This window comes from Massilia sp. 01N410 (assembly GCF_056399665.1).
On the sequence record NZ_JBFTRV010000001.1, the window covers coordinates 432,258 to 457,707 of the forward strand.

General features: G+C 67.4%; 19 protein-coding genes and 1 pseudogene. 10 read left to right on the forward strand and 10 right to left on the reverse strand.

The annotated features are described in order from the left end of the window. Positions 1–4 precede the first annotated feature (4 nt). Positions 5–2,905: a hypothetical protein gene (locus AC1DOP_RS01915; protein ID WP_477249468.1), complete on the reverse strand. Its 2,901-nt coding sequence runs from the start codon at positions 2,903–2,905 to the stop codon at positions 5–7. A gap of 91 nt (positions 2,906–2,996) precedes the next feature. Continuing rightward, positions 2,997–3,527 (reverse strand): LuxR C-terminal-related transcriptional regulator, encoded by a 531-nt coding sequence (locus tag AC1DOP_RS01920; RefSeq protein WP_477249637.1) that lies wholly within the window; start codon positions 3,525–3,527, stop codon positions 2,997–2,999. Positions 3,528–3,695: 168 nt separating this feature from the next. On the opposite strand from AC1DOP_RS01920, the gene AC1DOP_RS01925 reads away from it, so the two are divergent. After that, positions 3,696–4,394, forward strand: a complete 699-nt coding sequence (locus AC1DOP_RS01925; RefSeq protein ID WP_441934250.1) for a CoA transferase subunit A — start codon at positions 3,696–3,698, stop codon at positions 4,392–4,394. A 23-nt stretch (positions 4,395–4,417) separates the two neighbouring features. Further along, positions 4,418–5,068, forward strand: coding sequence for a CoA transferase subunit B (locus AC1DOP_RS01930; protein ID WP_441934252.1), 651 nt, complete (start codon positions 4,418–4,420; stop codon positions 5,066–5,068). A 48-nt stretch (positions 5,069–5,116) separates the two neighbouring features. On the opposite strand, the gene AC1DOP_RS01935 is transcribed toward AC1DOP_RS01930, so the two are convergent. Further along, a complete protein-coding gene (locus AC1DOP_RS01935; RefSeq protein WP_477249471.1) occupies positions 5,117–6,391 on the reverse strand; it encodes a TonB family protein in 1,275 nt (424 codons plus the stop codon). Beyond that, a complete protein-coding gene (locus tag AC1DOP_RS01940) occupies positions 6,388–6,774 on the reverse strand; it encodes a BlaI/MecI/CopY family transcriptional regulator (RefSeq protein WP_477249473.1) in 387 nt (128 codons plus the stop codon). Before AC1DOP_RS01940 ends, AC1DOP_RS01935 begins: the two co-directional genes overlap by 4 nt. Positions 6,775–6,923: 149 nt before the next feature. Here AC1DOP_RS01940 and AC1DOP_RS01945 point away from each other — a divergent pair, with 149 nt between their 5' ends. Continuing rightward, complete coding sequence (locus AC1DOP_RS01945) at positions 6,924–9,293, forward strand: ABC transporter permease (RefSeq protein WP_477249474.1); 2,370 nt, start codon at positions 6,924–6,926, stop codon at positions 9,291–9,293. 21 nt (positions 9,294–9,314) lie between these two features. Next, a complete protein-coding gene (locus AC1DOP_RS01950; protein ID WP_441934259.1) occupies positions 9,315–10,115 on the forward strand; it encodes an SIMPL domain-containing protein in 801 nt (266 codons plus the stop codon). Positions 10,116–10,187: 72 nt separating this feature from the next. Here the strand turns inward: AC1DOP_RS01950 and AC1DOP_RS01955 are convergent, their stop codons facing one another. The 3 genes from AC1DOP_RS01955 to AC1DOP_RS01965 form a co-directional block, all read right to left on the reverse strand. Then, a complete protein-coding gene (locus AC1DOP_RS01955) occupies positions 10,188–11,153 on the reverse strand; it encodes an HDOD domain-containing protein (RefSeq protein WP_477249477.1) in 966 nt (321 codons plus the stop codon). A gap of 97 nt (positions 11,154–11,250) precedes the next feature. Next, positions 11,251–12,555: a dicarboxylate/amino acid:cation symporter gene (locus AC1DOP_RS01960; protein ID WP_441934456.1), complete on the reverse strand. Its 1,305-nt coding sequence runs from the start codon at positions 12,553–12,555 to the stop codon at positions 11,251–11,253. 168 nt (positions 12,556–12,723) lie between these two features. Continuing rightward, on the reverse strand, positions 12,724–14,016 hold the full coding sequence (locus tag AC1DOP_RS01965) for a metal-dependent hydrolase family protein (protein ID WP_477249479.1): 1,293 nt from the start codon (positions 14,014–14,016) through the stop codon (positions 12,724–12,726). Between the two features lie 222 nt (positions 14,017–14,238). On the opposite strand from AC1DOP_RS01965, the gene AC1DOP_RS01970 reads away from it, so the two are divergent. The 5 genes from AC1DOP_RS01970 (at position 14,239) to AC1DOP_RS01990 (ending at position 23,591) form a co-directional block, all read left to right on the forward strand. Further along, positions 14,239–17,214: a reprolysin-like metallopeptidase gene (locus AC1DOP_RS01970; protein ID WP_477249481.1), complete on the forward strand. Its 2,976-nt coding sequence runs from the start codon at positions 14,239–14,241 to the stop codon at positions 17,212–17,214. Positions 17,215–17,244: 30 nt separating this feature from the next. Further along, positions 17,245–17,814: a cohesin domain-containing protein gene (locus AC1DOP_RS01975; RefSeq protein WP_477249483.1), complete on the forward strand. Its 570-nt coding sequence runs from the start codon at positions 17,245–17,247 to the stop codon at positions 17,812–17,814. Positions 17,815–17,979: 165 nt separating this feature from the next. After that, positions 17,980–20,571, forward strand: a complete 2,592-nt coding sequence (locus tag AC1DOP_RS01980; RefSeq protein ID WP_477249485.1) for an EAL domain-containing protein — start codon at positions 17,980–17,982, stop codon at positions 20,569–20,571. Next, the gene (locus AC1DOP_RS01985; protein ID WP_441934271.1) at positions 20,568–21,938 is read left to right on the forward strand and encodes a putative bifunctional diguanylate cyclase/phosphodiesterase; all 1,371 of its coding nucleotides are present in this window, start codon (positions 20,568–20,570) and stop codon (positions 21,936–21,938) included. Before AC1DOP_RS01980 ends, AC1DOP_RS01985 begins: the two co-directional genes overlap by 4 nt. Before the next feature lie 21 nt (positions 21,939–21,959). Then, complete coding sequence (locus tag AC1DOP_RS01990) at positions 21,960–23,591, forward strand: methyl-accepting chemotaxis protein (protein WP_477249487.1); 1,632 nt, start codon at positions 21,960–21,962, stop codon at positions 23,589–23,591. On the opposite strand, the gene AC1DOP_RS01995 is transcribed toward AC1DOP_RS01990, so the two are convergent. Continuing rightward, the gene (locus AC1DOP_RS01995) at positions 23,514–23,894 is read right to left on the reverse strand and encodes a hypothetical protein (RefSeq protein WP_441934275.1); all 381 of its coding nucleotides are present in this window, start codon (positions 23,892–23,894) and stop codon (positions 23,514–23,516) included. The two genes, AC1DOP_RS01990 and AC1DOP_RS01995, sit on opposite strands and share 78 nt — an antisense overlap. Continuing rightward, positions 23,891–24,196: a hypothetical protein gene (locus tag AC1DOP_RS02000; protein ID WP_441934277.1), complete on the reverse strand. Its 306-nt coding sequence runs from the start codon at positions 24,194–24,196 to the stop codon at positions 23,891–23,893. Before AC1DOP_RS02000 ends, AC1DOP_RS01995 begins: the two co-directional genes overlap by 4 nt. 143 nt (positions 24,197–24,339) lie before the next feature. On the opposite strand from AC1DOP_RS02000, the pseudogene AC1DOP_RS02005 reads away from it, so the two are divergent. Beyond that, positions 24,340–24,525 (forward strand): annotated as a pseudogene (locus tag AC1DOP_RS02005) (IS1595 family transposase); the annotation flags it as partial. 77 nt (positions 24,526–24,602) lie between these two features. Here the strand turns inward: AC1DOP_RS02005 and AC1DOP_RS02010 are convergent. Continuing rightward, positions 24,603–25,397: a 3-hydroxybutyrate dehydrogenase gene (locus AC1DOP_RS02010; RefSeq protein ID WP_441934279.1), complete on the reverse strand. Its 795-nt coding sequence runs from the start codon at positions 25,395–25,397 to the stop codon at positions 24,603–24,605. Positions 25,398–25,450 lie beyond the last annotated feature (53 nt).

The window sequence follows — 25,450 nt, forward strand, 5'->3', positions numbered from 1 at the left end:
GCGCTCAGCGGCGCTTGCGTTTGTCCTCCTCGCCGCGCTCATTGTCCTGCAAGGGGATGATGAAGGTGGCGGCGTCGCGCAGGATGCCCTCCGGTCCCTGCTGCTCGACGACGATGGTGTGGCCGCCGATGCTCACCACGGGCGGCAGGGGCAGGGTGAAGCCGCGGGCCGCGTCGAAACGCGGCTGCACGTCGATCCGCACGGGAGCGCCGTCGATCGAGACCGACAGCGGCAGGGCCGGATCGAAGCCGAATCCGTGCAGCAGCACGACCAGCGCACCGCCTTCGCCGTTCGGATTCTCTTCCTGCCTCACCTCGACCCGCACATAAGGCCCGAGCGCCGACTTGCGCGGCAGCTGCGCTTCCTGCACGTCCCGCGGCGCCAGGACCACGCCTTTCAGGATCGCCCCATCCAGGTAGAGCCCCTTGATTTGGGCGCCGGCCTTCACCTGCGCGCGCAGCTCGTGGTCACCGCCGAGCTTGCCGAGGCGGTCGGCATGCGTCACCTTGAACGGCGCCGGCACCGGCGTGCGCTCCCAGGTGAGGCCGCGGATGCTGCCGCCGCTCAGCGCCACTTCGCGCAACTCGCCGGTGGCCGGGTCGAGCACGAAGTCGAGGATGTCGCCGCCTTCGGTGACGAAATAGCCGCATACCGGGCAGACGTCGGGATTGTGGATCTGGCTGAGCGGCACGCGGGCCCCCTTCCAGTAGATGGTGGGCTCGGCCAGGGCGCTCAGGACGCCGGGCCGGATGACGCGGCGCGGGCAGGTAGTGAACTTTTTCCATAGTCCGCGGCCGTAGGAAGAGATGATAACCTGTCCGCTGCCCTGGAAGTAGAAGGACGACACCTGCGGGATGTTATCCGAGCCGGCCAGGTAGTTCCAGGTCGCGCCGCGGTCGAAGCTTTCCATGATGCCGGCCTGCTGGGTCCCGACCAGGATGTGGCCGGCGCAATCGGGATCGAAGCCGAACGCGCTGATCTGGGAGAACGGCCCGAAGCTGAACTTGAAGATGCCGCCGCGCGTGGCCAGGCCGGTCAGCGCGGTGTCCGTGGTCCAGGTGGCGCCGGCGTCATGCGTCACCCTGACCGTGTTGCCGACGATGTCGGGCACGATCAGGAAGTTGGCGTCCCGCGGGTCGACCCCGAAAGGCTTGTACCACGCGAACTCGGTGGGAAAGATGCCGAGGCTGCCGAAGCCGCCGATGTCCGATACCAGGGGCGAGCCGGCGGCCAGCGTATCGGCGATACGCTTGATGCCGACGACCGGGAAGCCGGCCGGCGTCGCGCCCGACAGCTTGACCGCGGTGTAGATCACCGGGTTGGCCACCGGCCCCGCGACCTTCGGCAAGTCCTGCGGATCCTCGAGGAAGCCGTAGCGTGGCGTCCAGCTGGCGCCGTTGTCGGTGCTCAGGTCGTAGATATTGCCCGGCAGGCCGCTGAGCTGGGTGTTCTGGACATAGGCCCCGGGCTTGAGCAGGCGCGGGTTGCCGGCATTGTTCGGCGGGTTGGGGAAGGCGCTGAAGCCTGCCAGCAGCGGGCCCGAGATGAAGTTGAAGCAGGCGCCGCAATCGACGCCGGTGAGCCTGGTGTCCGCGGCCGGGATGGGCTCGCGCCAGATGTTCAGGTAAAAGCCTTCGCAGCAGACATTGGTCGGCCAGGTGACGCCGGCATCGGCCGAGGCCCAGATGGAATTGTCCTGGGTCGCGAAATACAGGTCGGAAGTCCGGCGGTCCGGGTGCAGCTGGCCGATCACCTCGGTGATTTGCAGGGCATCGTAGCCGGCGTCGCCGCCGCCGGTCACGTGCCAGTGGAGGCCGGCGTCGGGGGTGCTGTTGAGGCCGGCGTCGGAGGTGAGCAGCAGGGGCGTCCTGCCGTCGGCGGCGCTGAAGGCAAGGTCGGAGGTGTCGCAGTGGTCGAGTTCGGACGTGGTCCAGCCCGACAAGGTCGGCACCGCGCCGTTCGTCACCGTGGCGCTCTGCTGGGTGCAGCTGCCGTCGCCGAAGTGGATGCCGTAATGCGTCGCATCGCTCGGCTGGGCCGTCTTGACGAAAGAGGGGCGGTTATAGCCGGGAATATCCAGCAGCGGCCCCCAGGTCGCGCCATTGTCCCAGGACCGGTACAGCAGGGTGTGGCCCTCCCATTTCGCCGCGGCGACGTTCCAGACCCACTGGTTGAAGGTGAAGAAGAGGTGGGAAGGATTGAGCGGCGATACGGCGATCTCGTTATGCACGCCCCTGACGATGAAGCCCGGCAGGCCGGTGGTCGACAGGCTCCAGCTACCCCCGGCGTTGGCGGAGACTTTGACGCCGCCGTCGGTCAGGATCGCCAGGCGCGTGGCGGTGGGCGCCAGCACCGCATAGCTCCTGTCGTTGTCGTAGCCGGCGGCCTTGGGCAGGAAGTGCCAGCTCGCGCCGGAGTCGCTGCTGAAGGCGACGCCGCAGGAGGTGGCCGCCCAGACCCGGTTGCGCGCGGTTTCCGCGGCCAGCCCGAAGCCGGAGAGGTCGGCCGCGCAGGCCGGGACCGGCGTGGTGATGGCCACCCTCGACCAGCTGGCACCGGCGTCGAGGCTGCGCCAAATGCCGCCGCCGGTGCTGGTCCTGGTGTCCGAGAGGGCGGTGGCGATGACGATGTTCGCGTTGCTCGGCAGGTACTTTAGGTCGGTGAAGGCGAAGGTGCCGTTGCCGCTGGTCTGGGTCCAGGTGGCGCCGGTGTCGGTGCTGCGAAAGATGCCGCCCGAGGCCGACGCCACCACGATGCGGCTGGAGTCGCCCGGTGCGACGGCGGCCGCGACCGCACGCCCGCCGTTCTTGATGTTGGGCTGATACTGGAAGGGCGAACAGCCGGCCAGCGCGGCTGCAAGAATGGCGGATGTGAGCAATCCGCGCCAGGTCAATCGGGCCATCATGTCCTCCTCGAGCGCATTCGTATGGAAATGCACGCCGCATAGCGTGCTCATCCATAATGGCTAGGGGAGGCGGGTCGGGCGTTGACGCGGCTCAGCGGGCCACGCCGACCAGCTTGTGCACCAGCTCGGACGAAGTCGATGCCGAGAATTTCTTCATCAGCTTGGCCCGGTGCATCTCCACCGTGCGCGGGGAAAGGTCGGTTTCGCGCGCGATCACCTTGCTGGTCTTGCCTTCGACCAGCAGGGCCGCGATCTCGCGCTCGCGCGGGGTCAGTGCGGCCGTCACCGGGCGCTTCTCGCTGACATCTTCGAAGGTCCAGATGCCGGCGCCCAGCGGCTGCTGCGGGTCGAGGGCGCGGCCGCTCACGTGGCACCAGAACAGCTCGCCGTTGGCGCGGCGCATGATGCGCTCGTCCGAGTAGCGGCCCTTCGCGTTCATGATGGGGACGATGCGGTCGCCGGTGCGCAGGAATTCGTCCTGGGTCGGGTAGAGCACTTCGAAGGACTTGCCGTTGAGCTGGGCACAGTCGTAGCCGAACATCGACGCCAGTGCCTGGTTGCACGCCTGGATGATCCGATTGACGGAGATGCACATGCCGACCGGGGCATGCTGGAAGATCATCTCGTAATCGATGGCGTATGATGCTGTCGTCTGATGCAAACTAAAGTCTCCATGGCCGGCCCTTGCCGGTATTTCTACGGTATTGTGCTTTGCAGGGGGCTATTTTATTCTCGAATTCTACTCTGCTGTACAGAAAGAGCTGTTGGCTTAACTACTAAAGGGACGGGTATGAATAAAGTTTATCCAGATGCGCGGTCCGCACTCGAAGGCGTCGTCAAGGACGGCCAGACCATTGCCGTGGGCGGCTTCGGCCTGTGCGGCATTCCTGAAGCGCTGATCGCCGCACTGCGCGATTCCGGCGTCAAGGACCTGACGGCGATCTCGAACAATGCCGGCGTCGACGACTTCGGCCTCGGCCAGCTGCTGGCCACGCGCCAGATCAGGAAGATGATCGCGTCCTACGTCGGCGAAAACAAGGAGTTCGCGCGCCAGTACCTGGCCGGCGAACTGGAGCTGGAATTCACGCCCCAGGGCACGCTGGCCGAGAAGCTGCGCGCCGGCGGCGCCGGCATCCCGGCCTTCTTCACCAAGACCGGCTACGGGACCATCGTCGCCGAAGGCAAGGAAACCCGCGAATTCGACGGCGAAATGTTCGTGATGGAACGCTCGCTGAACCCGGACGTCGCCCTGGTCAAGGCCTGGAAGGCCGACCGCGCCGGCAACCTGGTGTTCCGCAAGACCGCGCGCAACTTCAACCCGAACGTCGCCACCGCCGGCAAGATCTGCATCGTCGAGGTAGAGCAACTGGTCGAGACCGGCGAGATCGATCCGGACCAGGTGCACCTGCCGAGCATCTTCGTGCACCGCATCGTTCACAACCCGACGCCGGAAAAGCGCATCGAACAGCGCACCGTGCGCGCAGCCTAAGCTAGGAACAGGAGACAGACGACATGGCATGGACTCGTGATGAAATGGCCGCGCGCGCGGCGAAGGAACTGCAGGACGGCTTCTACGTGAACCTGGGCATCGGCCTGCCGACCCTGGTGGCGAACTACGTCCCGAAGGACGTGGAAGTCTTCCTGCAGTCGGAAAACGGCCTGCTGGGCATTGGCCCGTTCCCGCTTGACGCCGAAGTGGACGCCGACCTGATCAACGCCGGCAAGCAGACCGTGACGGCGCTGCCGGGCTCGGCCTACTTCAGCTCGGCCGATTCCTTCGGCATGATCCGCGGCGGCAAGATCAACCTGGCGATCCTGGGCGCGATGCAGGTCTCGGAAAAGGGCGACCTGGCCAACTGGATGATCCCGGGCAAGATGGTCAAGGGCATGGGTGGCGCGATGGACCTGGTGGCCGGCGTCAAGCGCGTGGTGGTGCTGATGGAGCACGTGGCCACCGCCAAGGACGGCTCGGTCAGCCACAAGATCCTCAAGAAGTGCGATCTGCCGCTGACCGGCGTGGGCGTGGTCGACCGCATCATTACCGACCTCGGTGTGATCGACGTCACCGACACCGGGCTCAAGCTGGTGGAACTGGCGCCGGGCGTCACCAAGGAAGAGGTGGTGGCCGCGACGACTGCCGAGCTGGACGTTTCGGCGGTCTGAAGCCGGGCATTGCACACCGAAGCCGCGGCCGGGACTGGCCGCGGCTTTTTATTTGAGCGTCCAGACGTACTGGATATGCGCCAGTTGCTCGATCGGCTTGCCGGCTTCGAGCGCCGGACTGAAGCGGCACAGCGCCAGCGCAGTGCGCGCGGCCTCGTCCATGCTGGCGTAACCGCTCGATTTAGCGATGGACGAGCCGGTTACCATGCCATGCTCGTCGATCATGAAGCCGATCGTTACGGTGCCTTCATGGCCGGCTGCGATATCGGCCTTCGGGTAGTAGGGCTTGCGGCAGGTCGAGAAATCTGCGATCGCGCCCCGGGTTTCGCCGCGCAGGACAGGTGCCGCGTCGTTACGGTTCGCCGGCGCATGCGCGCTGGCCGCGCACACCACGGCCAGGCCCAGCACCGGAATCGCCGCCTTCCAGTTGAGCGCCTGCACGTCAGGGCGCAACAGGCGGCGGATCCGTGCCATCAGGTCGCCGCCGTTCGCGGCCTGGGCCAGGTGATGGCTGGAAAACTGCAGCTTTTCCAGTTCCGACAGCGCCAGCGCCAGGCGGCGCGGCTCGCCCAGGTGGCGGGCGGCGAAGTCGTCGGCGATCTGCTCGCGCTCGGCGCGGATGCGGCGCGACAGCCACCACACGGCCGGGTGGTAGAACAGCAGGGTTTCGATCACGTTCTGCAGCAGGTTGACCAGGTAGTCGTGGCGCCGCACGTGGCCGAGTTCGTGGGCCAGCAGGGCTTCCAGCAAATGCGGCGGCATGCCGGCGACCAGGCTGGCCGGCACCAGCACCACCGGGCGCCACCAGCCGGCCGTGATCGGACTGGCGAGACCGTCGACCACGCGCAGCCGCACTTCGCGGCCCAGGCCGCAGCGCTCCGCCAGGCGCGACAGGCGTTCCTGCCAGGCCGGGTCGCAGGCTTGCGCGCGGGCCGCGCGGCCGATCCACAGCAGGCCGACCGCCATGCGCAGGCTCAGCGCGCCGGAGCAGGCGGCCCACAAGGCGACGATCCAGCCCAGGTTTTGTCCAAGCCAGGGCAGCAGGCCGGTCGCACCGGGCGCGACGGCACCGCCACCGCCGGCGCCGGGGAAGAGCCTGCCGCCCGCATCACCGGCGCCGGCCTTCAGCAACAGCGCCAGGTCGACCGCCGGCCAAGCCAGGCACAGCAGCAGGCCCCCGCATGCGACCGCATAGCGCGTCTCGGGCCGCGCATTGCGCAGGGCGACGAGCAGCACCGCGACGGCGCAGCCGAGAAGGGCGCCTTGCCACACGAAATGGACCAGGGTCCAGCCCAGCGCCGCCACCAGGGCCTGGGCGCTCATCGTTTGTCCTCGCTCTTGAGCAGTTCTTCGATTTCCTCCCTTTCCTTCTTCGAGATCCCGGACTTGAGGGCCGCCAGCACCAGCGCCTTGGCCGAGCCCGAGAAGGCGCGCTGCATCAGGTCCTTCAGCAGATTGGTCTGCAGCGATTCCTGGGCCTGGGCCGGCGCGTACACGTGAGACCGTTCGCTCTCGTCGCGGATCAGTAAACCCTTGGCATGCATGATCTGCATCAGGCGCAGCACGGTCGCGTAGGTGACGTCCGGTCGCGTCTTCAGGATCTCGTCATGCACCTGGCGGGCGGTGCCGGAGCCCAGCGGCCACAGCACCTGCAACAGGTCGAGTTCGGCCGGGGTCGGCTTGGAGGGGGCGGGGGACTTGGCCATGATTCATCCTCGAAAAACACGATGCACACGCGCGTAGACTAGCCCTTCTAGATAGGACTGTCTACAGAAATATTTATTGAAATGCTATTGCGAGAACAGCCATAAAAGGCATAGCATAGACATCATTGTCTACTTCTGCGGGAGTGCGGATGCGGCTTCGGAACCTGAAACTGGCCTGGCGCCTGCTGGCGAGGGAGCCCCTGTATTCGGCGGTCGCGGTGCTTGGCCTGGCCGTGGCGCTGGCCGCCTGCTTCCTGCTGTTCGGTCTGGTGCGCTACGCCTGGACCTATAACGACGCCATCGCCGGCGCCGACGGCATCTACGTGGTCAAGGAGCGCCGCAACCTGCTGCCGCGCCCGGACTGGGGCGAGAGCGCGCCGCCGCCCTTGGCCAGGGTGGCGCTGGCGGCCGGGCTGGTCCAGGACGCGACCAGCGCCAAGCCCTTCCAGCTGGCGGCACGCGTGGGCGAACGCCTGCTTCTGGTGGACCTCGCGGTGGCCGCACCGAATTATCTGCGCTTCTTCGGCATCAAGGCCCTGGCCGGCGATGCCGACGCGGCGCTGGCGCGCCCAGATGCGCTGGTGGTGAGCCGCAGCGAGGCCCTGCGCCTGTTCGGGACCGCCGATGCGCTCGGCAAGGTGGCCTCGATCGACGGCGTCCCCTTCGTGGTGCGCGCGGTCCTTGCCGACATGCCGGCAAATACCAGTCCGGAATTCGGCCTGCTGCTCGGCGAGGGCCGGCACAGCTGGGATCGGCCGCCGGACAGCGAGCGCCAAGCGTGGTCGCGGCGGGCGCGGCTCTACCTGAAGACCGAACCGGCCATCGATACCGCCGCCTTGCGTCTGACCCTGGAGCAGGCGGTCGCCACCCAGCGCGACAGCGTGTTCAGCGGCGCGCTGGTCGCGGGCCGACCCAAGCCCTACACCAGCATCGCCGTGACGCCGCTGTCGAAGGTCTATTTCGATCCCGACCTGCTGTCCAGCCGCGGCGGCAGCCGTTACGGCAGCCCGGCGGCGATCGCCGGCCTGGCGAGCCTCGGCATCCTGATCCTTGCGCTGGCGGTCACCAATTACGTGAACCTGGCGGCCGTGCGTACCGCCGCGCGGCGCCGCGAGATCGCGGTGCGCAAGACCCTCGGCATCTCGGGCGCCGCCCTGGCCGGGCAGTTCCTGGCCGAATCCCTGCTGGTCGGCGCCGCCTCGACCTCGATCGGCGCCGTGCTTGCCTGGCTGGCCCTGCCCCTGTTTTCGGAACTGGTTGGCCGCCCGCTGTCGTCCACCTATGGGCCGGCCGGCTGGGCCATGCTCGCCGCCATCGGGCTTGGCTCCGGGCTGCTGTCTGGGCTGTATCCGGCATGGCTGGCGGCACGGGTCCCGGCCAGCGTTGCTCTCGGCGGGCGTGGCGGCGAGACGTCCGAGGGGCAGCACATGCGCCGCGTGCTAACGGCGGCCCAGTTCGCCGCGGCAATCGGGCTGGCGGCCGCCAGCCTCGCCGTGTGGTGGCAGGCCCGTTACGCGAGCCATGCCGATCCGGGCTTCGATCCGCGGCCGCAACTTGTGATCGAACTGCCCGACAAGGCCGGCCCGGCCGCCGCACATGCCTTCAGGACGGAGCTGGCGCGGCAGTCCGACGTCGCCGGCGTGGCCGCCATGCAGGACGCGGTCGGCCGCGACGGCAACAAGAGCGTCATCATGATTCGGCGGTCCGGGGCGGAATCCGTGCCGTTGGAGCTGAAAGACGTCGGCGCGAATTTCTTCGAGGTGTTCGGCCTGCGTCCGCTGGCGGGCAAGCTGTTCTCGCGCGAGGGCGAAGAAGGCGTCGTGTTGAATGCGCGCGCCGCGCTGGCGCTCGGCTTCCCTTCGCCCGAGGCGGCGGTCGGCCAGTTCATCGACGACGACAGCCGCATCATCGGCATCGCGCCCGACCTGCGCTACAACTCGCTACGCGAAAAGCCGGAGGCGATCCTGTACCGCCTGAACGAGGAGCAGGGTGTGCTGACGGTGCGCACCCGTGGCGATATCGCCGGCGCCCGTGCCGCCATCGAGGCCCTGTGGGCGCGCCATTTCCCGAACGACTTGCCCGTCATCGAGACCGCGTCCTCGGTGTTCGCCCGCAATTACAGCGACGACCTGCGCCAGGCCAAGCTGCTGGCGCTGGCCAGCATCGTCGCGACTGCCCTGGCCTGCTTCGGCATCTATGTGCTGTCGAGCTACACGATCCGCCGCCGCGCCCGCGAATTCGTGCTGCGCAAGCTGCACGGCGCCACACCCCGCCATATCGGCCTGCTGGTCGCGCGCGAATGGCTTGCGCTGCTGGGCGTGGGCGCGCTGCTGGCGCTGGCGCCGGCCTGGCTGTGGACCGAGCGCTACCTGGCCGGTTTCGTCGAGCGTGCGCCGATGGGCTGGTGGCCGCTGGCGATCGCCTGTGCCGGTGTCGGCCTGGTCGCCCTGGCCGGCTGTGCGCGCCAGGCGGTGGCGGCGATGCGGATGTCGCCGGCCCTGGCCTTGCGCGACCAATGATTTTTCAATGATGGAGTGTCCATGTTCAAACTGAAGCCTTTGCTGCCGATCCTGGCTGCCTGCACGATGGCGGCCGCCGCGCTGACCCTGCCGGCGGCGCCGGCCGTGGCATCCAGCATCCCCGACTATCCCTTCGTACACGTCACCGGCAGCAATTTCCGGGTCGAGATGCCAGATATTGCCACCCTCGATTTCCAGGTCGTCGCGGCTGACGCCGATCCGGCCGCGGCGCGCGCCGTGATCGATGCGCGGATGGCCGAGGTGCGCGAGCTGATGCAGAAGCTGAGCATCGAGGAGGACGACATGCAGGTGCGCGAGGTGCGCCAGTCCGTGCGCAAGGAACGCAACGCCGATGGCACCCCGGTATATGAGCTGAGCTGCGACGTGCACATCCGGCTGCGGAATACCGCCAACTGGCCGGCGCTGGGCGGCGGCCTGCTCGGCAAGCCCAACCTGGACAGCTTCGCCGCGGATTTCGATCTCAGCACCATGGAGCAGGTCAACGACGAGATGGTGGCCGCAGCCATCGCCGATGCGCGCCGCCGCGCCGAAGTGATGGCGGCGGCCGGCGGACGCCGGCTGGGGCCGATGATGGCGGCAACCCCGGACGCCCTCAAGAAGCTGGGCACCACCCTGGGCCTGGAACGCGACGAGTTCCGGGTAGAGCGCAGGGCCCGCGCTACCAGCAACCAGCGCGCCGCCGACATCGACCGCGAGACTTTCGTGATGGTCCAGTTGCTCAAGCTGCGGCAGTCGGTCGACATCGTGTTCCGGCTGGAGAACGGGGCGGCGGCCAGGGCGCGCCCGGCCAATAAACCGTGAGCGGGGGCGTATGCGCAGCCTTGGCTGCCGCCGCAGCGTATCGCGCCGAACAGTCGCCCGCCTGAATATCCGCTAGCCCTCGAGCTTCGCCAGCTTGCCCAGACAACGCCGCTGGAAATTGTCGAGTCCGTCGGTGACGAGGTTGTCGTCTTCGCCGATCACGCCGGCGTCGATCAGCAGGCGCAGCTTGGCGATGCGGTCGCCCTGGGCCAGGGCTTCGGCCAGGTGGTCGCTGCCCGGCTCGCCGGCGTGGGCGATGGCGTCGACGACTGCCTGCGGGAAGCTCCAGTGGGCGGCGATGGCGGACGAAAGCTGGCGGCTGGCGGCCAGCAGCTGGGCACCGAAGTCGCTGGAGCCGGGCACGCGGCCGTCAGTGCAGATGCGGTCGGCCAGGCGGAAGGCGACCACCAGGCCCACGTTCTGCATCAGGCCGGCCAGGTAGGCTTCGAACACGCCGGTGCTCAGGCCCGGCGCCATCAGGCTGGACGCCAGCGCGCAGCTGACCGACTGGTTCCAGACCTGGGGCGCGGCCTCGCGGGCGAAGCCGTTCGCCTGCATGTTGATGAGGGGACGGAAGGCGATGCGCGCCAGCAGCATGCGCAAGCCGTTCTGGCCGAGCATCATGATGGCGGCCTCGACGTTCTTGACCGGGGCGATCGGGCGGTAGTAGGCGCTGTTGGCTTCGCGGATGACCTCTGCCACCAGCACCACGTCCTGCGCGACCTGGCGGGCCAGGTCGGCCACCGAGGCGTCTTCGTCGCTCAGGCTGGACAGCAGTTTGGGAATCGTTTCCGGCACGCGCGGCACCAGCCCGGCGGCTTCGCCCGGTTGCGCGCTCAGCTGGTGTACCGAGTCGAGGATGCGGGTCTCGACCTCTTCGGGGGCGGCGTAGCCGCGCGCTGCGGTCAGCCAGCGGTAATAGCTTGCTTCGATGTCGGCCGCGAGGTCGGCCGCCTGTTCGTCGGGCGCGGCCGCAGGAGCGGCTGCGGCGGGCGCATTCTCGGGGGCGCCGCGCAGGCGGTTGATCCAGTTCTTCATAGCACGGATTCTAAAGCAAAAAAAAGACGCCGGGCGAACCCGGCGTCTGAACGAGGAGAGTTATTTCCAGCCCGAGCGGCCCGCTCGAGCGGCCGACTCAAGCGGTTTCGTGCACGGCCTGCTCGCGCAGGGAGCTGTCGTCCACGCTCGGATTCTTCAGCTCGGCGCTCAGGCGCTCGTGGTCGAGCTCGCCTTCCCACTTCGACACGACGATGGTGGCGACGCCGTTGCCGATGATGTTGGTCAGGGCGCGGCATTCGCTCATGAACTTGTCGATGCCCAGGATCAGGGTCATGCCCGCCACCGGGATGGTCGGCACCACGGCCAGGGTCGCCGCCAGGGTGATGAAGCCGGCGCCGGTGATGCCGGACGCGCCCTTCGAGGTCAGCATCGCCACCAGCAGGATGGTCAGTTCCTGGGTCAGGGTCAGGTCGGTGTTGGTTGCCTGGGCAACGAACAGGGCCGCCATGGTCATGTAGATGTTGGTGCCGTCGAGGTTGAACGAGTAGCCGGTCGGAACCACCAGGCCCACCACCGATTTCGGGCAGCCAAGCTTTTCCAGCTTGCGCATGATGGCCGGCAGCGCGCTTTCCGACGAACTGGTGCCCAGCACGATCAGCAGCTCTTCCTTGATGTAGGAGAGGTAGCGGAAGATCGAGAAGCCGGTCAGGCGGGCGATGATGCCCAGCACGATCACGACGAACAGGGCGCAGGTCAGGTAGAAGGAACCGACCAGCGAAGCCAGCGGGATCAGCGACTTGACGCCGTATTTGCCGATGGTGAAGGCCATCGCACCGAAGGCGCCGATCGGGGCGGCCTTCATGATGATGTTCACCACGCCGAAGATCATGTGCGACAGGGTTTCGATGCCGCGGGTGATCGGACGGCCACGCTCGCCCATCATCGACAGCGCGAAGCCGCACAGGATCGCGATCAGCAGCACTTGCAGGATCTCGCCCTTGGCGAACGCATCCACAAAGGTGTTCGGGATGATGTTCATCAGGAAGTCGGTCGTCGTCAGCGCCTTGGTCTTGTCGGTGTACTGGGCGATCGAGTGGGTGTCGATGGTGGCCGGGTTGACGTTGAAGCCGGCGCCCGGCTTGATGACGTTGGCGACGATCAGGCCGATCGCCAGCGCGAAGGTGGACACGACTTCGAAGTAGAGCAGGGCCTTGCCGCCGACGCGGCCGACCTTCTTCATGTCCTGCATGCCGGCGATACCGGCGACCACGGTACAGAAGATGACCGGGGCGATGATCATCTTGATCAGTTTGACGAAGCCGTCTCCCAGCGGCTTCATCGCAGTGGCGAGGCCGGGATCGAAGATACCCAGCAGCACGCCGACAATAATCGCGAACAGTACCTGGAGGTACAGTACTTTATAGAATGGTTTTTTCATGATCGGGCTTCATGAGCGAATGATAGTGCCGTCATCATTACTGAAAATATCTGCGCCAGCTATTGTGGAAAACCGCAACGCCGGCACGTATAACCCATCCTACGCTTCCTGAATGTCAGGAGCGCCCGATTGGCGGGCGCGCCAGGGATCACGGCGCCTTACCGGCGCCGTTCAGTCGCGGCGATACACCGTGCCTGCCTTCATCACGAAGCCCACCTTGCGCAGCGCCGCGATGTCGGCGGTCGGGTCGCCCTCGACCGCGATCACGTCGGCCAGGCTGCCGGCCTGGATCGCCCCCAGGTCCTTCTTGCCGAGGATGTCGCCGGCGACCACGGTGGCGGCGCGCAGGGCCTCGGTCGGCGTCATGCCCAGGCGCACCATCCACTCCAGCTCGCGCTCATTGCTGCCGTGGGTGAACACGCCGACGTCGCTGCCGTTGCCGATGGTGACGCCCAGCTTGTGCGCCAGTCGGAAGGCGCGCGCCGCTTCCTGCATGCCCGGGGTCGGCGTGCCGCCGCGCACGTGCTTCTGGAAATACTCACCGATCGCTTCCGGCGCGGTCAGGGTCGGCACATAGGCGGTATGGCGCTCCAGCATCAGCCTGAAGGTCGCCTCGCTGGCGCCGTAGCCGTGCTCGATGCTGTCGACGCCGGCCAGCACGGCCATGCGGATCGCGTCGTCGCTGCTGGCGTGGGCCGCCACCTTGCGTCCGGTCACGTGGGCGGCCGCCACCATCGCCTTCATTTCTTCCAGGGTGAAGGTCGGACGGGTGCTGCCGTCGATACCGGTGCGGTAGTCGGCATAGAACTTGATCCAGTCGGCGCCGTGCGAAGCCTGTTCGCGCACCGCCTTCGTTACTTCGTCGACGCCGGTGGCCTGCTGGGCGTCGTAGGGAATCTCCATGTCCGGACGGTAGTTGCGCTCGGCCGGGCCGTAGCTGGCGGTGGCGACGATCGCGCGCGTCGCCACCAGCAGGCGCGGCCCCGGCACCTGGCCTTCTTCGATGGCGCGCTTGATGCCGACGTCGGCATAGTCGACACCCTCGGTGCCGAGGTCGCGCAGGGTGGTGAAGCCAGCCTGCAGGGTGTCGGCGGCATGGCGCACCGCCAGCGCGATGCGGTAGGCCGGCGCTTCCTTGATCACCTGGTCGTCCCAGGTGGTTTCGTTATACGGATGCAGCAGCAGGTGCGAGTGCAGGTCGATCAGGCCGGGCAGCAGGGTCTTGCCGGGCAGCTCGATCCGTTCGGCATCCGCCGGCACGGCCAGCCTGTCGGCCGGGCCGACGGCCTGGATGCGGCCCTGGGCCACCAGTACGCCCCAGCCGGCATGCGGCGCGCCTTCGCCGGTCCAGACCTTGTCGGCGGTGAGCAGCACCGGACGCTGCTCGGCGGCGCGCGCGCCAACGCCCAGCAGGCTAAGGGAGGCGAGGGCGGTGAGGGCGATTTTCCTGGTCCAGCTCGGCATGCTTTTTTCCTTCTGAGTGTGAATTTGCGGAAACGAAATCATAGCGGACAGGGCTTCTTTGCGGTAAAGAAAGCATTTGCATAAATGAAATATTTAGCTTGTGTTAATAATTTTTTGGCAATACTATCGGTTTGCTGTATTGACTCGACCGCATGCCGGGGCGTGGGTCCGGCATACCTATAACCATAAGCACAGCAAGACCATTCCGAGAGAGGACACCGCATGAAAACGAAGTGTTCGAGTTCCATTGCACTATGTGTAGCCCTGGCTTTCCTGGGGACCGCGCCGGCGGCATTCGCCCAGGCCGGCTCCGGCGTCAAGAGCCAGCCCGCAGCACCGTTCTGGCAGAACGTGGGCGGCGGGATCCAGTCATCCTCCAGCCTGACCCAGGCCCTCGGCGCCTCCGCAAGGTTGCCCGAGCTGCAGCTTAAGCGTTTCCACGCTGCCACGCTCGACCTGCCCGGCATGAAGTCGTTTACCGCCGGCGCGCCACGCGAGCGCCTGGCCGCCGGCGCCACCGCCACCTCGAGCACCCTGAGCATTTCGCTGCCCCACCCGGATGGCGGCTACCAGCGCTTCACCCTGGTCGAATCGCCGATCATGGAGGACGAGCTGGCCGCCAGGCACCCCGAGATCAAGACTTATCGCGGCAAGGGCATCGACGATCCGAACGCCAGCCTGCGCATGGATATCACCCCGCTCGGCCTGCACGCCTCGGTCCGTTCGCCGAACGGCGGCTGGTACGTCGATCCCTACTATCGCAACGACACCAGCGTCTACGCCGCCTATACCCGCGCCGACCTGATCAGCCCGCGTGGACCGCTGATCGAAGGGAGCCTCGACCAGGCCACGCTGAGCGTGTCGCGCGGCTTCGTAGGCGAAGGCGACAATGTCGAAGTGCGCGGCGCCGGCTTCGCGCCGGGCGCCAGCGTCAACCTCGAACTGCACGCCGAAGGCGACAGCGTTCCCCTGCAGAATCTCAGCGCCACCGCCGGCAAGGACGGCAGCTTCAGCATCGCGCTGCCGGCCGGAGCCAATCCTGGCGCCTACGAGATCAGCGCGGCCGACGGCGGCGCCAGCGCCGCCTTCCACGTGGTCGGCCAGGACGCGACGCCGATGGCCAGCGCCGGCGGCACGCTGCGCATCTACCGCCTGGCGCTGGTGACCGACCCCTCGTATGCCGCCTATTTCGGCGGCGACCCGGCGAGTGTGACCGCGGCCAAGGTCACCCTGATCAACCGCGTGACCCAGGTGTACGAGGACGAGACCTCGATCCGCCTTGTGCTGATCAACGGCACCGAGGCCCTGAACCTCGACACCGCCGCCAAGATGACCGGCGCCAACGGCCCCTGCGGCGGTTCCGCCTGCTTCACCGCCGCCCAGGCCTCCACCTGCGGCAGCGGCACCCTGTCGCGCAACCGCGTGGTCGCGGGCCTGCTCGCCGGCGCCAGCAATTTCGACGTCGGCCACATCGGCCTGGGCCTGAACGGCGGCGGCATCGCCAGCCTGGGCGTGGTCGGCGGCACCAGCAAGGCCCAGGGCTGCACCGGCATCCCGACCCCGAAAGGCGATTTCTACGCGGTCGACTACGTGGCGCACGAGATGGGTCACCAGTTCTCGGGCAACCACACGTTCAACGGCACCATCAGCAACTGCGCGAGCACCAACCGCAACGCCGGCACCTCGGTGGAGCCTGGCAGCGGTTCCTCGATCATGGCCTATGCCGGCATCTGCGGCACCGACAACCTGCAGACCCACAGCGATCCCTACTGGTCGCAGCGCAGCTTCGACGAGATCACCGCCTACACCTCCGCCGCCGAAACCTCGGTGAGCGAAGTGCAGATGGGCGTGCTGACCGGCTTTGCCGGCACCCAGCAGTTCCAGCTGTCGTGGAACGGCAAGCTGTCGGCGCCGATCGTGCGCGGTTCCAACTTCAGCACCGCCGGCATCAAGGCGGCGATCGAGAACATCGCCGGCTGGCAGGCCGGCGGCACGGTTGCGATCAGCGCGCTGACGGATACCGGGTTCACGATCACCTTCGGCGGCACCCTGGCGAACACCAACGTGCCCTCGCTGGAACTGCTGAACTGCAGCGGCGGCTGCACCGGCTACGTCGGCGAGATCACCGCCGGCGGTGCGACCACCCGGCGCGGCACCCTGTCGGGGACCGGCAACACGCCGCCGGTCGTGAGCGTGACGCCGTCCTACACGATCCCGGTGCGCACGCCTTTCGTGCTGACCGGCAGCGCGACCGACGCGGACGGCGACGCCCTGACCTATATGTGGGAGCAGAACGACCGCGGCGCCGCCACCGGCACCGGCCTGGTGAGCAACGTCAAGACCAACGGACCGCTGTTCCGCCAGTTCGGCCAGCGCGCCATCGTCAACAACACCGACACGCTGGAGTATGAATCGCCGGGCGAGAACACCGTGACCGGCGAGCCGACCCGCGTGTTCCCGGACATGAAGCAGATCCTGGCCAACAACACCAACGCGGAAACCGGCGCCTGCCCGACGGCTTCGCCCACGCCGACCGCGGACCAGATCGAGTGCTTCTCGGAGTTCCTGCCGACCGCGGCCTATGTCGGCGTGGCGGGCGTGAACGCGAGCCCGGCCTCGTTGAACTTCAAGCTGACGGCGCGCGACGGCCGTGGCGGCGTCAACAGCGCCATCACGACCCTGGTGCTGGCCCCGGCGGCCGGTCCCTTCCAGGTCACCGCGCCCAACACGGCCGTGACCCTGGATGCGGGCGTTCCGCAGACCGTCAGCTGGAGCGTGGCGAACACCAACGTCGCGCCGGTTTCGACCAGCAAGGTGAGGATCACGCTGTCGACCGACGGCGGCACGACCTGGCCTTACGAGCTGGCGGCCAGCACGCCGAACACCGGCAGCGCCAGCGTGGTGCTGCCGCGGGTGGCCACCAGCGCCGCGCGCATCAAGGTGGAAGCCGTGGGCAATGTGTTCTTCGACGTGTCCAACGCGAACTTCACCATCAACCTGCCGCCGGTGGCCGGCGACGTCGATGGCGACGGCGCGGTGAGCTGCGCGGATGTATCCATCGTCAAGGCCCTGATCGGCAAGCGCAACGGCCAGGCCGGCTTCGATGCCCGCGCCGATGTCAACAAGGACAACGTGATTGACATCCGCGACCTGAGCTATGTGAACGCGCGCCTGCCGCAAGGCAGCAGCTGCAATTGACCGCATCTTTAACAAATCCGGAGAAACATGATGAAAAATTGGAAAAAAATGCTGGGCGCGGCGGTACTGATGGCCAGCTGCGCGCAAGCCTGGGCGGCGCCGATCCTGTCGACCGTCACGACCAAGTCCAGCGACGGTTCGACGGTCAGCGTTGCCGTGATGATCTCGAATATCGCCGACCTGTATGGCTATCAGTTCAGCCTCGGCTTCGCCCCCGGCCTGCTGAAAGCGACGGCTTATACCGCCGGCGACTTCCTGGGTGACGCCAACACCGCGATGCAGGACGTCGTCGATCTCGATAACGCCTCCGGCCTGGTGAGCTACGCCTTCGGTTCGCTGTTCAGCGCCGTGCCGGGCATCAGCGGCAGCGGCCTGCTGGCCACCATCAGCTTCAATGTGCTGGGCGCCGGCGAGTCGCCGCTGTCGTTCTCGGATGTCCTGTTCCTGGACAGCAATCTGAACGACATCGCCGTGACCGCGCTCGATACGGCGGTCCAGACCGGCGGCGACGTGCCGGAACCGGGCAGTCTGGCCTTGCTGGCCCTGGGCGCGGCTGCGGTGGGGGCGGCGCGCCGGCGCCGTGCCGCCGCGACGGCCTGAGCGCCCGTAGCAGGCGAGTAGGGGAGGCCGGCCTTGTGCCGGCCTTTTTAGTTGAGGCGGGTAAATTCGATTGGTTTTTGATGCAGATCAAGCAACGGGTTTGATCAAAAATTAACCCGTTCATAAAATTGCAAACAGTTCACACCTGTGGCTCTTTTGCAATTTATGCGTGATAAAACGAACGATTCCATCGATGCGATCGCCCTCGAGATCGGCCTCGACCGGGAGGAACTGGCCGCCCGCATGGCCTTCCTCGAACTGGGCGAGGGAGATGTCGCGCTGCTGCGCGAACTGCACGGCCTGATCGACAAGGATATCGATACCTTTTCGGACAGCTTCTACGATCACATCCTGAGCTTCCCGGAACTGCAGGCCCTGATGGAGGACGGCGGCACGGTGCAGCGCCTGAAGCACGCGCAGGCCGCTTACTTCCGCAGCCTGACCGCCGGAGAGTATGGCGAGACCTATATCCGCGACCGCCTGCGCGTCGGCCTGGTGCACCAGCGCATCGGCCTTGAGCCGAAGTGGTATATCGGCGCCTACCGCAAATACCTGGCCGAGATGATCGAGCTCCTGTGGGAGCGCATGCACGCCGAGCCGCGGCGTTTCCGCGCCGCCTGCGACAGCATCCTCAAGGTCGTCTGCCTGGACATGGGCCTGGCGCTCGACACCTATGCGCATGCCGACCAGCGCAGCGTGGTCCAGTACCAGAACTACCTGGAGCAGGTGATCGACGGGATGCCGGCCGGCCTGATCGTGGTCGACGACGAATACCGGATCCGCTCGATCAACGCGACGATGCTGGAGATGCTAGGCATTCCGGACGACGCGGTCGAGGCCCAGCCCCAGCTCGACAGCCTGATTCCGGCCCCCGAGCTGGCCGAACGCATGGCGGCCGCGCTGGCCTCGGGCGCGCCCCAGGACGGTGTGGTGGTCACCGTCGACGGCCATGCCGAAGGCGCGCGCTACTTCGAATTCAATATCCGCCGTACGCGCCAGGCGGGCGGCGCGATCCTGCTGCTGATCGGCCAGGACGTCACCTTCCGGCGCCAGGCCAAGTTGCGGCTGCAGGAAAGCGAGGAGTTCTTCCGTTTGACCTTCACCCAGGCCGCGGTCGGGATCGCGCTGCTGTCGCGCGAGGGCCGATTCGTGCGCGTCAACCGCAGGCTCACGCGCATCGTCGGCTTTACGGAGATCGAACTGCTGCAGCGCTTCGTCCACCAGATCACCCACCCGGACGAGCTGCTCGAAGACCGGGTGCTGATCCGGCGGCTGGTCGATGGCGAGATCCGCGATTTCCAGCGCGAGACCCGCTACGTGGCCAAAGGCGGCAATCCGATCTGGGTAACCGTCAGTGCGTCCGTGATGCGCGAGGTCGCCAGCGGTCAGCTGCGGCTGATCATCGCGGTCGAGGATGTCTCGCGCCGCAAGCAGGCCGAGGAAGCCCTGCAGCGGATGGCCAGCCACGATGCGCTGACCGGCCTGCCGAACCGCACCCTGTTGCAGGACCGGCTGGCGAATGCCATCGCCCAGGCCCAGCGCACCAGGCGCCAGGTAGGCGTGATGTTCATCGATCTCGACCGCTTCAAGCACGTCAACGACAGCCTCGGGCACGAGGCCGGCGACCAGATGATCATCGAGATCGCGCGCCGCCTGGCCTGCGCCCTGCGCGAGAGCGACACCGTGGCGCGCCAGGGCGGCGACGAATTCGTGGTGGTGCTGCCCGACCTGGCCTGCGCGGACGACGCGGCGCTGGTGGCGCAGAAGCTGCTGGCCCAGCTGTTCCAGCCGCTGACCCTGTGCGGCACCGAGCTGTTCCCGACCGGCAGCGTCGGCATCGCGATGTATCCGCGCGACGGGACGGATTGCCATGCTCTGCTGAAGGCGGCCGACACGGCGATGTACAGTTCGAAGGCCGAGGGCGGCAATCACTTCCATTTCTATACGGCGGACATGGGCATGCACGCCGAGGAGCACCTGAAGGTCGAGGCAAGGCTGCAGCGCGCGCTCCAGCGCGGCGAGTTCGCGCTGTATTACCAGCCGCAGTTCGACGTCGCCAGCGGCTGCGTGGTCGGCCTCGAAGCGCTGCTGCGCTGGCGGCCGGAAGGGCGGGAGATGGTCCTGCCGGCCGATTTCATCCCGCTGGCGGAAGAAACCGGATTGATCGTGCCGATCGGCGAATGGGTGCTGGCCACCGCGATGGACCAGCTGGCGGCCTTGCAGCGCATCGGCCTTGGCCCGCTGCGGATGAGCGTTAACGTGTCCGCGCGCCAGTTCCAGCAGCAGGACCTTGCCGCCCAGGTGGAGCGCCTGGCTGCGCGCAGCGGCTGCGATCCTGCCACGCTGACCCTGGAGATTACCGAAACCCTGCTGATGGAGAGCCCCGCCGTGGCCGCCGAGACCATGGCCCGCCTGGCGACGATGGGCGTGCAGCTGGCGATCGACGACTTCTGCAGCGGCTATTCGAGCCTGGCCAACCTGAAGCGCTTCCCGATCCATGGACTGAAGATCGACCGCTCCTTCGTCGCCGACATCGAAACCGACAGCGACGATGCCGCCATCGTCGCGGCCGTGATCGCCCTGGCCGCGTCCCTGAAGCTGGACGTGACGGCGGTGGGCGTCGAGAGCGCCGGCCAGCAGGACTTCCTGAGCGCGCACGGTTGCCGGCGGATGCAGGGCTACCGCTTCGGCGCGCCGGTGCCGGCAGCGGACATCGAAGCGCTGCTGCGGGCGCGGCGGGCGGAATCGGCGGCATGAGGAAACCCTTGTGGAGTGTATTGCGGCGCTGCAAAGCCGAGCGGCGCCGCCTCGAGCGCGCCCTGGTGGAGCGGCAGTCCCGCGACGACCTGACCGGGCTGCCGAACCGGCGCGGCATCCTCGACCTGCTGGAGGCCGCGCTCGATGCCGCGCGCCACGATGGACGGGTGCCGGCGGTGCTGGTATTCGATGTCGACGAATTCAGGAAGATCAACGGCAGTTATGGCCACGCCGGCGGCGACGAGGTGCTGCGCGAGTGCGCGGCGCGGCTCGCGCGCCTGCTGGGTCCGGACGACATGCTGGCGCGGCCAGGCGCCAACCAGTTCATCGTGGTGCAGCCGGATTCCGGCATCGATGCGGCCGCGCGCCTGGGCCGGTCCATGCTGTGCTGCATGCGCGATTCCTTCGTGCTGGGCGGCCAGCGCCTGTTCCTGTCGGCCAGCATCGGCATCGCCACCGCACCGCCGGCGCCGTGCACGCCGGCGCAACTGCTGCAGATGGCGGAGGTGGCGCTGGACTCGGCGCGCGCCGGCGGCCCAGCCCAGATGTGCTTCCACCGCGCCGAGATGGAACAGGTGATCCGCGACCGCGTCGACCTCGAATCGATGCTGCGCCATGCGATCGGACGCGGCCAGCTCGCCCTGCAGTACCAGCCACGCGTGGGTCCGGACGGCGGCATGGCCGGGGTCGAAGCCCTGGTGCGCTGGCGCCATCCGGTGCTGGGCCTGGTGGCGCCGGCACGCTTCATCCCGCTGGCGGAGGAAACCGGCATGATCGAGCAGCTCGATATGTGGGTGCTGCGCGAAGCCAGCGGCCGGGCCGCCCGCTGGCGCCACGAAGGCCTGCCGCTGGGCCGGGTGTCGGTGAACCTGTCGGCGCGCCAGTTCCAGCAGGCCGGCCTGACCGCCCAGGTAAGCGCCGCGCTGGCCGGGAGCGGCCTCGATCCGGCCGGCCTGGAAATCGAGATCACCGAAAGCACGGTGATGCGCGACACCGCCAGGGCGGTCGAGGTGCTGCGCTCGCTGAAGGGGCTCGGGGTCGCGTTGTCGATCGACGATTTCGGCACCGGCTATTCGTCGCTGAGCTACCTGAAGCGCTTCCCGCTCGACGTGCTGAAGATCGACCGCGCCTTCGTCAAGGACGTGGTCGACGACCGCAGCGACGCCGCGATCACCCGCGCCATCATCGACCTGGCGCATGGCCTGAACCTCGAGGCGGTGGCGGAGGGTGTCGAGACCGCGGAGCAGGTGGCCTTCCTGAAGGCGAACGGCTGCGACGAGTTCCAGGGGTATTACTTCAGCTCGCCGGTATGGCCGGAACAGCTGGAGCGGCTGTTGACGAAAGACCTTCCCTATCCAATCCTCTAACCGGTACAAGCAGGGCTGTTCATGCTGAATAAACTCACCAAACAACTCACTATCAAGACGCGCCTGATCCTCGTGATCGTGCTCCTGGGCCTGGAACTGATCGTCGGCGCCACCGTGGGGCTGCTCAGCCTCGGCCACGCCAACGACCAGCTGCACTCGCTGTACGACGACCGCATGGTCTGCCTGGGCCAGCTCGACCGCATCGTGCGGCGCCTGAACCTGAACCAGCTGGCCGCCGCGGAAGCCCTGAACGCCGATCCGGGCGCGGTGCCGGCCCTGCTCGAGAATATCGCCCGCAACAAGGTGTTCATCGACGAACAATGGAAGGCCTACAGCGGCACCAGGATGACGGAACGCGAAAAGGAGCTGGCCGCAGGCTTCGTGCGCGCCCGTGGCCGCTTCGTCGGGGAGGCCCTGCAGCCGGCCGTCGAGGCGCTGCGCGCCCGGGACATGGAGCGCGCCAAGGCCCTCGTGCAGGGGCCGATGATCGCGCTGTTCGTGCCGGTGCGCACTGCCGTCGACGGCCTGATCCAGCTCCAGCTGGACGAAGCCGGCCGGGCCAGCACCGAGTCGCAGTCCACCTACGAGATCGTGCGCCTGGTCTGCCTGGGCGGCATGGCCTTCGGCCTGGTCCTGGCCGGCGTCGTCGGCGCGATGCTGATCCGCGGGATCGTCGTGCCGCTGGAGGAAGCCGTTCGGGTCGCCGGTGCGGTGGCCGGCGGCGACCTGACCCAGAGCATCGCCGTGACGGCGCAGGACGAGACCGGGCGCCTGATGCGCGCGCTGAACGAGATGAACCGCGGGCTGGCGAGCCTGGTGGGCCGGGTGCGCGGCGGTACCGACACCATCGCCACGGCTTCCGGCCAGATCGCGGCGGGCAACCTGGATCTGTCCTCGCGCACCGAAGAACAGGCGGCCTCGCTCGAGCAGACCGCGTCTTCGATGGAGGAGCTGACCGCGACCGTGCGCCAGAACGCCGACAATGCGCGCCAGGCCAATGCGCTGGCGCTGTCGGCCTCCGAAGTGGCCGACCGGGGCGGCGCAGTGGTGGCCGAGGTGGTCGGCACCATGGGTGCGATCGACGCTTCGGCCACGCGGATTGCCGACATCATCGGCGTCATCGACGGCATCGCCTTCCAGACCAATATCCTGGCACTGAACGCCGCGGTCGAGGCCGCGCGCGCCGGCGAGCAGGGACGCGGCTTCGCGGTGGTCGCCGGCGAGGTGCGCAACCTGGCCCAGCGCAGCGCGGCGGCGGCGCGGGAAATCAAGGCCCTGATCGACGATTCGGTGCGGCAGGTGCGCCACGGTTCGGCGTTGGTGGACCGCGCCGGCAGCACGATGCAGGAGATCGTCGGCAGCGTCGGCCGGGTCACCGGCATCATGGGCGATATCATGGCCGCCAGCCAGGAGCAGGCGGCGGGCATCGAACAGGTGAACCAGGCGATCGCGCAAATGGACCAGGCCACCCAGCAGAACGCGGCCCTGGTCGAACAGGCCTCCGCCGCCGCCCAGGCCCTGCGCGAAGAGGCGGACAGCCTGGCGGCCGCGGTGCAGGCCTTCCGGCTGAACGGTTCAGCCCTCCAGGTCCCCCAGCGACTGCTCGACGCCCAGCTGCACGTCGCGCAGGAAGGCACCGCCCTTGTCCGATAGGGCGATGCCCGGCACCGCCAGTTCGACCAGGCATACCAGGGCCTGGCGGAACCATTCCATGTCGGTGCCCATCAGGGGCAGGGCGTGGGCGTCGATCATGTAGTAGACCGCGCGGCTCAGGAGATTCGGATCGCGCCCGGCGCGCGCGATGCCGGGCGCGAAGTCGACGACTTCGCGGTGGAAGCGGTCGGCCAGGGTTTCGAGGATGTCGTTCGAGACTTGCGGCTGGCCGGCGGCCAGCACGACCCGGGCCAGGTCCAGGCAGGCGTCCTGCAATTCCCGTTCGTCGAGGCGCTGAGTCATGGATGTGCTGCTTTCTTGCGTTGAAAAAAGCGCAGCATGCCATGAATCGGCGATTCGCGCCGGCCGCGGCCTTGCTCGAACTTGCGTTCGTACTGGAGGCGCAGGCTGCGATAGGTGGCGCTGGTGGCATCGCGTTCGGTGGCGCCGAGCGCATTCGCATACAGCATGCCGCGCGCGCCGTTGACGTCGGCGACGAGCTTGCCCGACCAGCGTGGTTGCTGGTCGAGGCGGTTGCCGGGGCCAGGCACGGTGTCGACGCTCGACCAGTTGCGGCCGAGGTTGCCGCGCAGTTCGAGCGGCAAGGCCGCCCCGAAGGGCGCCGAAGGCAGCTTGATCTCCAGCGCCAGGCTGCGGACCTCGGCTCGCTGATCGCCGCTTCGCCGCGCGCTCAGGTATCACGCATGCGTGGGTGAACGTGCAGGCGCGAGAGCGCACACGCGGCGCGATCCACGTGCAAAACGTGAACGGCTGGCATAGCCGGTTCAAGAGCTGGCTGGTGCGGTTTCGCGGCGTGGCAAGCCGTTACCTGATCAATTATTCGGGCTGGCAGCGCATGCTGGATGCGCGGCGTCTGGCGACGCCCCGGCATCTGCTGCAAGCCGCCGTCCAGCTCAGCTACATGGCGCAATGACCGAAATAACGCGAACACAGCCAATGAAAACGGCGGCACAGGAGGCGCCGCCGGAGGAGGGAATCGCGGGAAGGAGATTACTGCGCCGCCCAGCCGCCATCCATATTCCACGCCACGCCGCGCACCTGGTCGGCGGCCGGCGAGCAGAAGAACACGGCCAGCGCGCCCAGTTCCTCGGGAGTGACGAATTCGCCGGACGGCTGCTTCTCGCTCAGCAGGGCCTTCTTGGCCGCTTCGTTCGAGACGCCTTCGCGGGCGGCGCGGTCGTCGACCTGTTTCTGCACCAGCGGGGTCAGGACCCAGCCCGGGCAGATCGCGTTGCAGGTGACGCCGGTGTGGGCGTTTTCCAGCGCCGTCACCTTGGTGAAGCCGACCAGGCCGTGCTTGGCCGCCACATAGGCCGACTTGCCCGCCGAGCCCACCAGCCCGTGCACCGAAGCGAGGTTGATGATGCGGCCCCAGTTCTTCTGCTTCATGCCCGGCAGGGCCAGGCGGCTGGTGTGGAAGGCCGAGGTCAGGTTGATGGCGATGATGGCGTCCCATTTCTCGACCGGGAATTCGTCGACGTTGGCGACGTGCTGGATGCCGGCATTGTTGACGAGGATGTCGACGCCGCCGAATTTCTCGGCCGCGAAGGCCATCATGGCCTCGATCTGTTCCGGCCTGGACATGTCGGCATTGTGGTAAGCGGTGCGCACGCCGAATTCCTGGCCGATATCGGTGTACAGCTTCTCGATCTGCTGGGCGTCGCCAAAGCCGTTGAACACGATATTCGCGCCCTGTTCGGCCAGCGCGCGCGCGATGCCCAGGCCGATGCCCGAGGTCGAGCCGGTCACGAGGGCGGTCTTGCCGCTTAACATGGTTGATTTCATTGCTTCCTCTTCTCAGAAAATGGTGATCGTGAAGTGATGCGTCGCGGACTTGG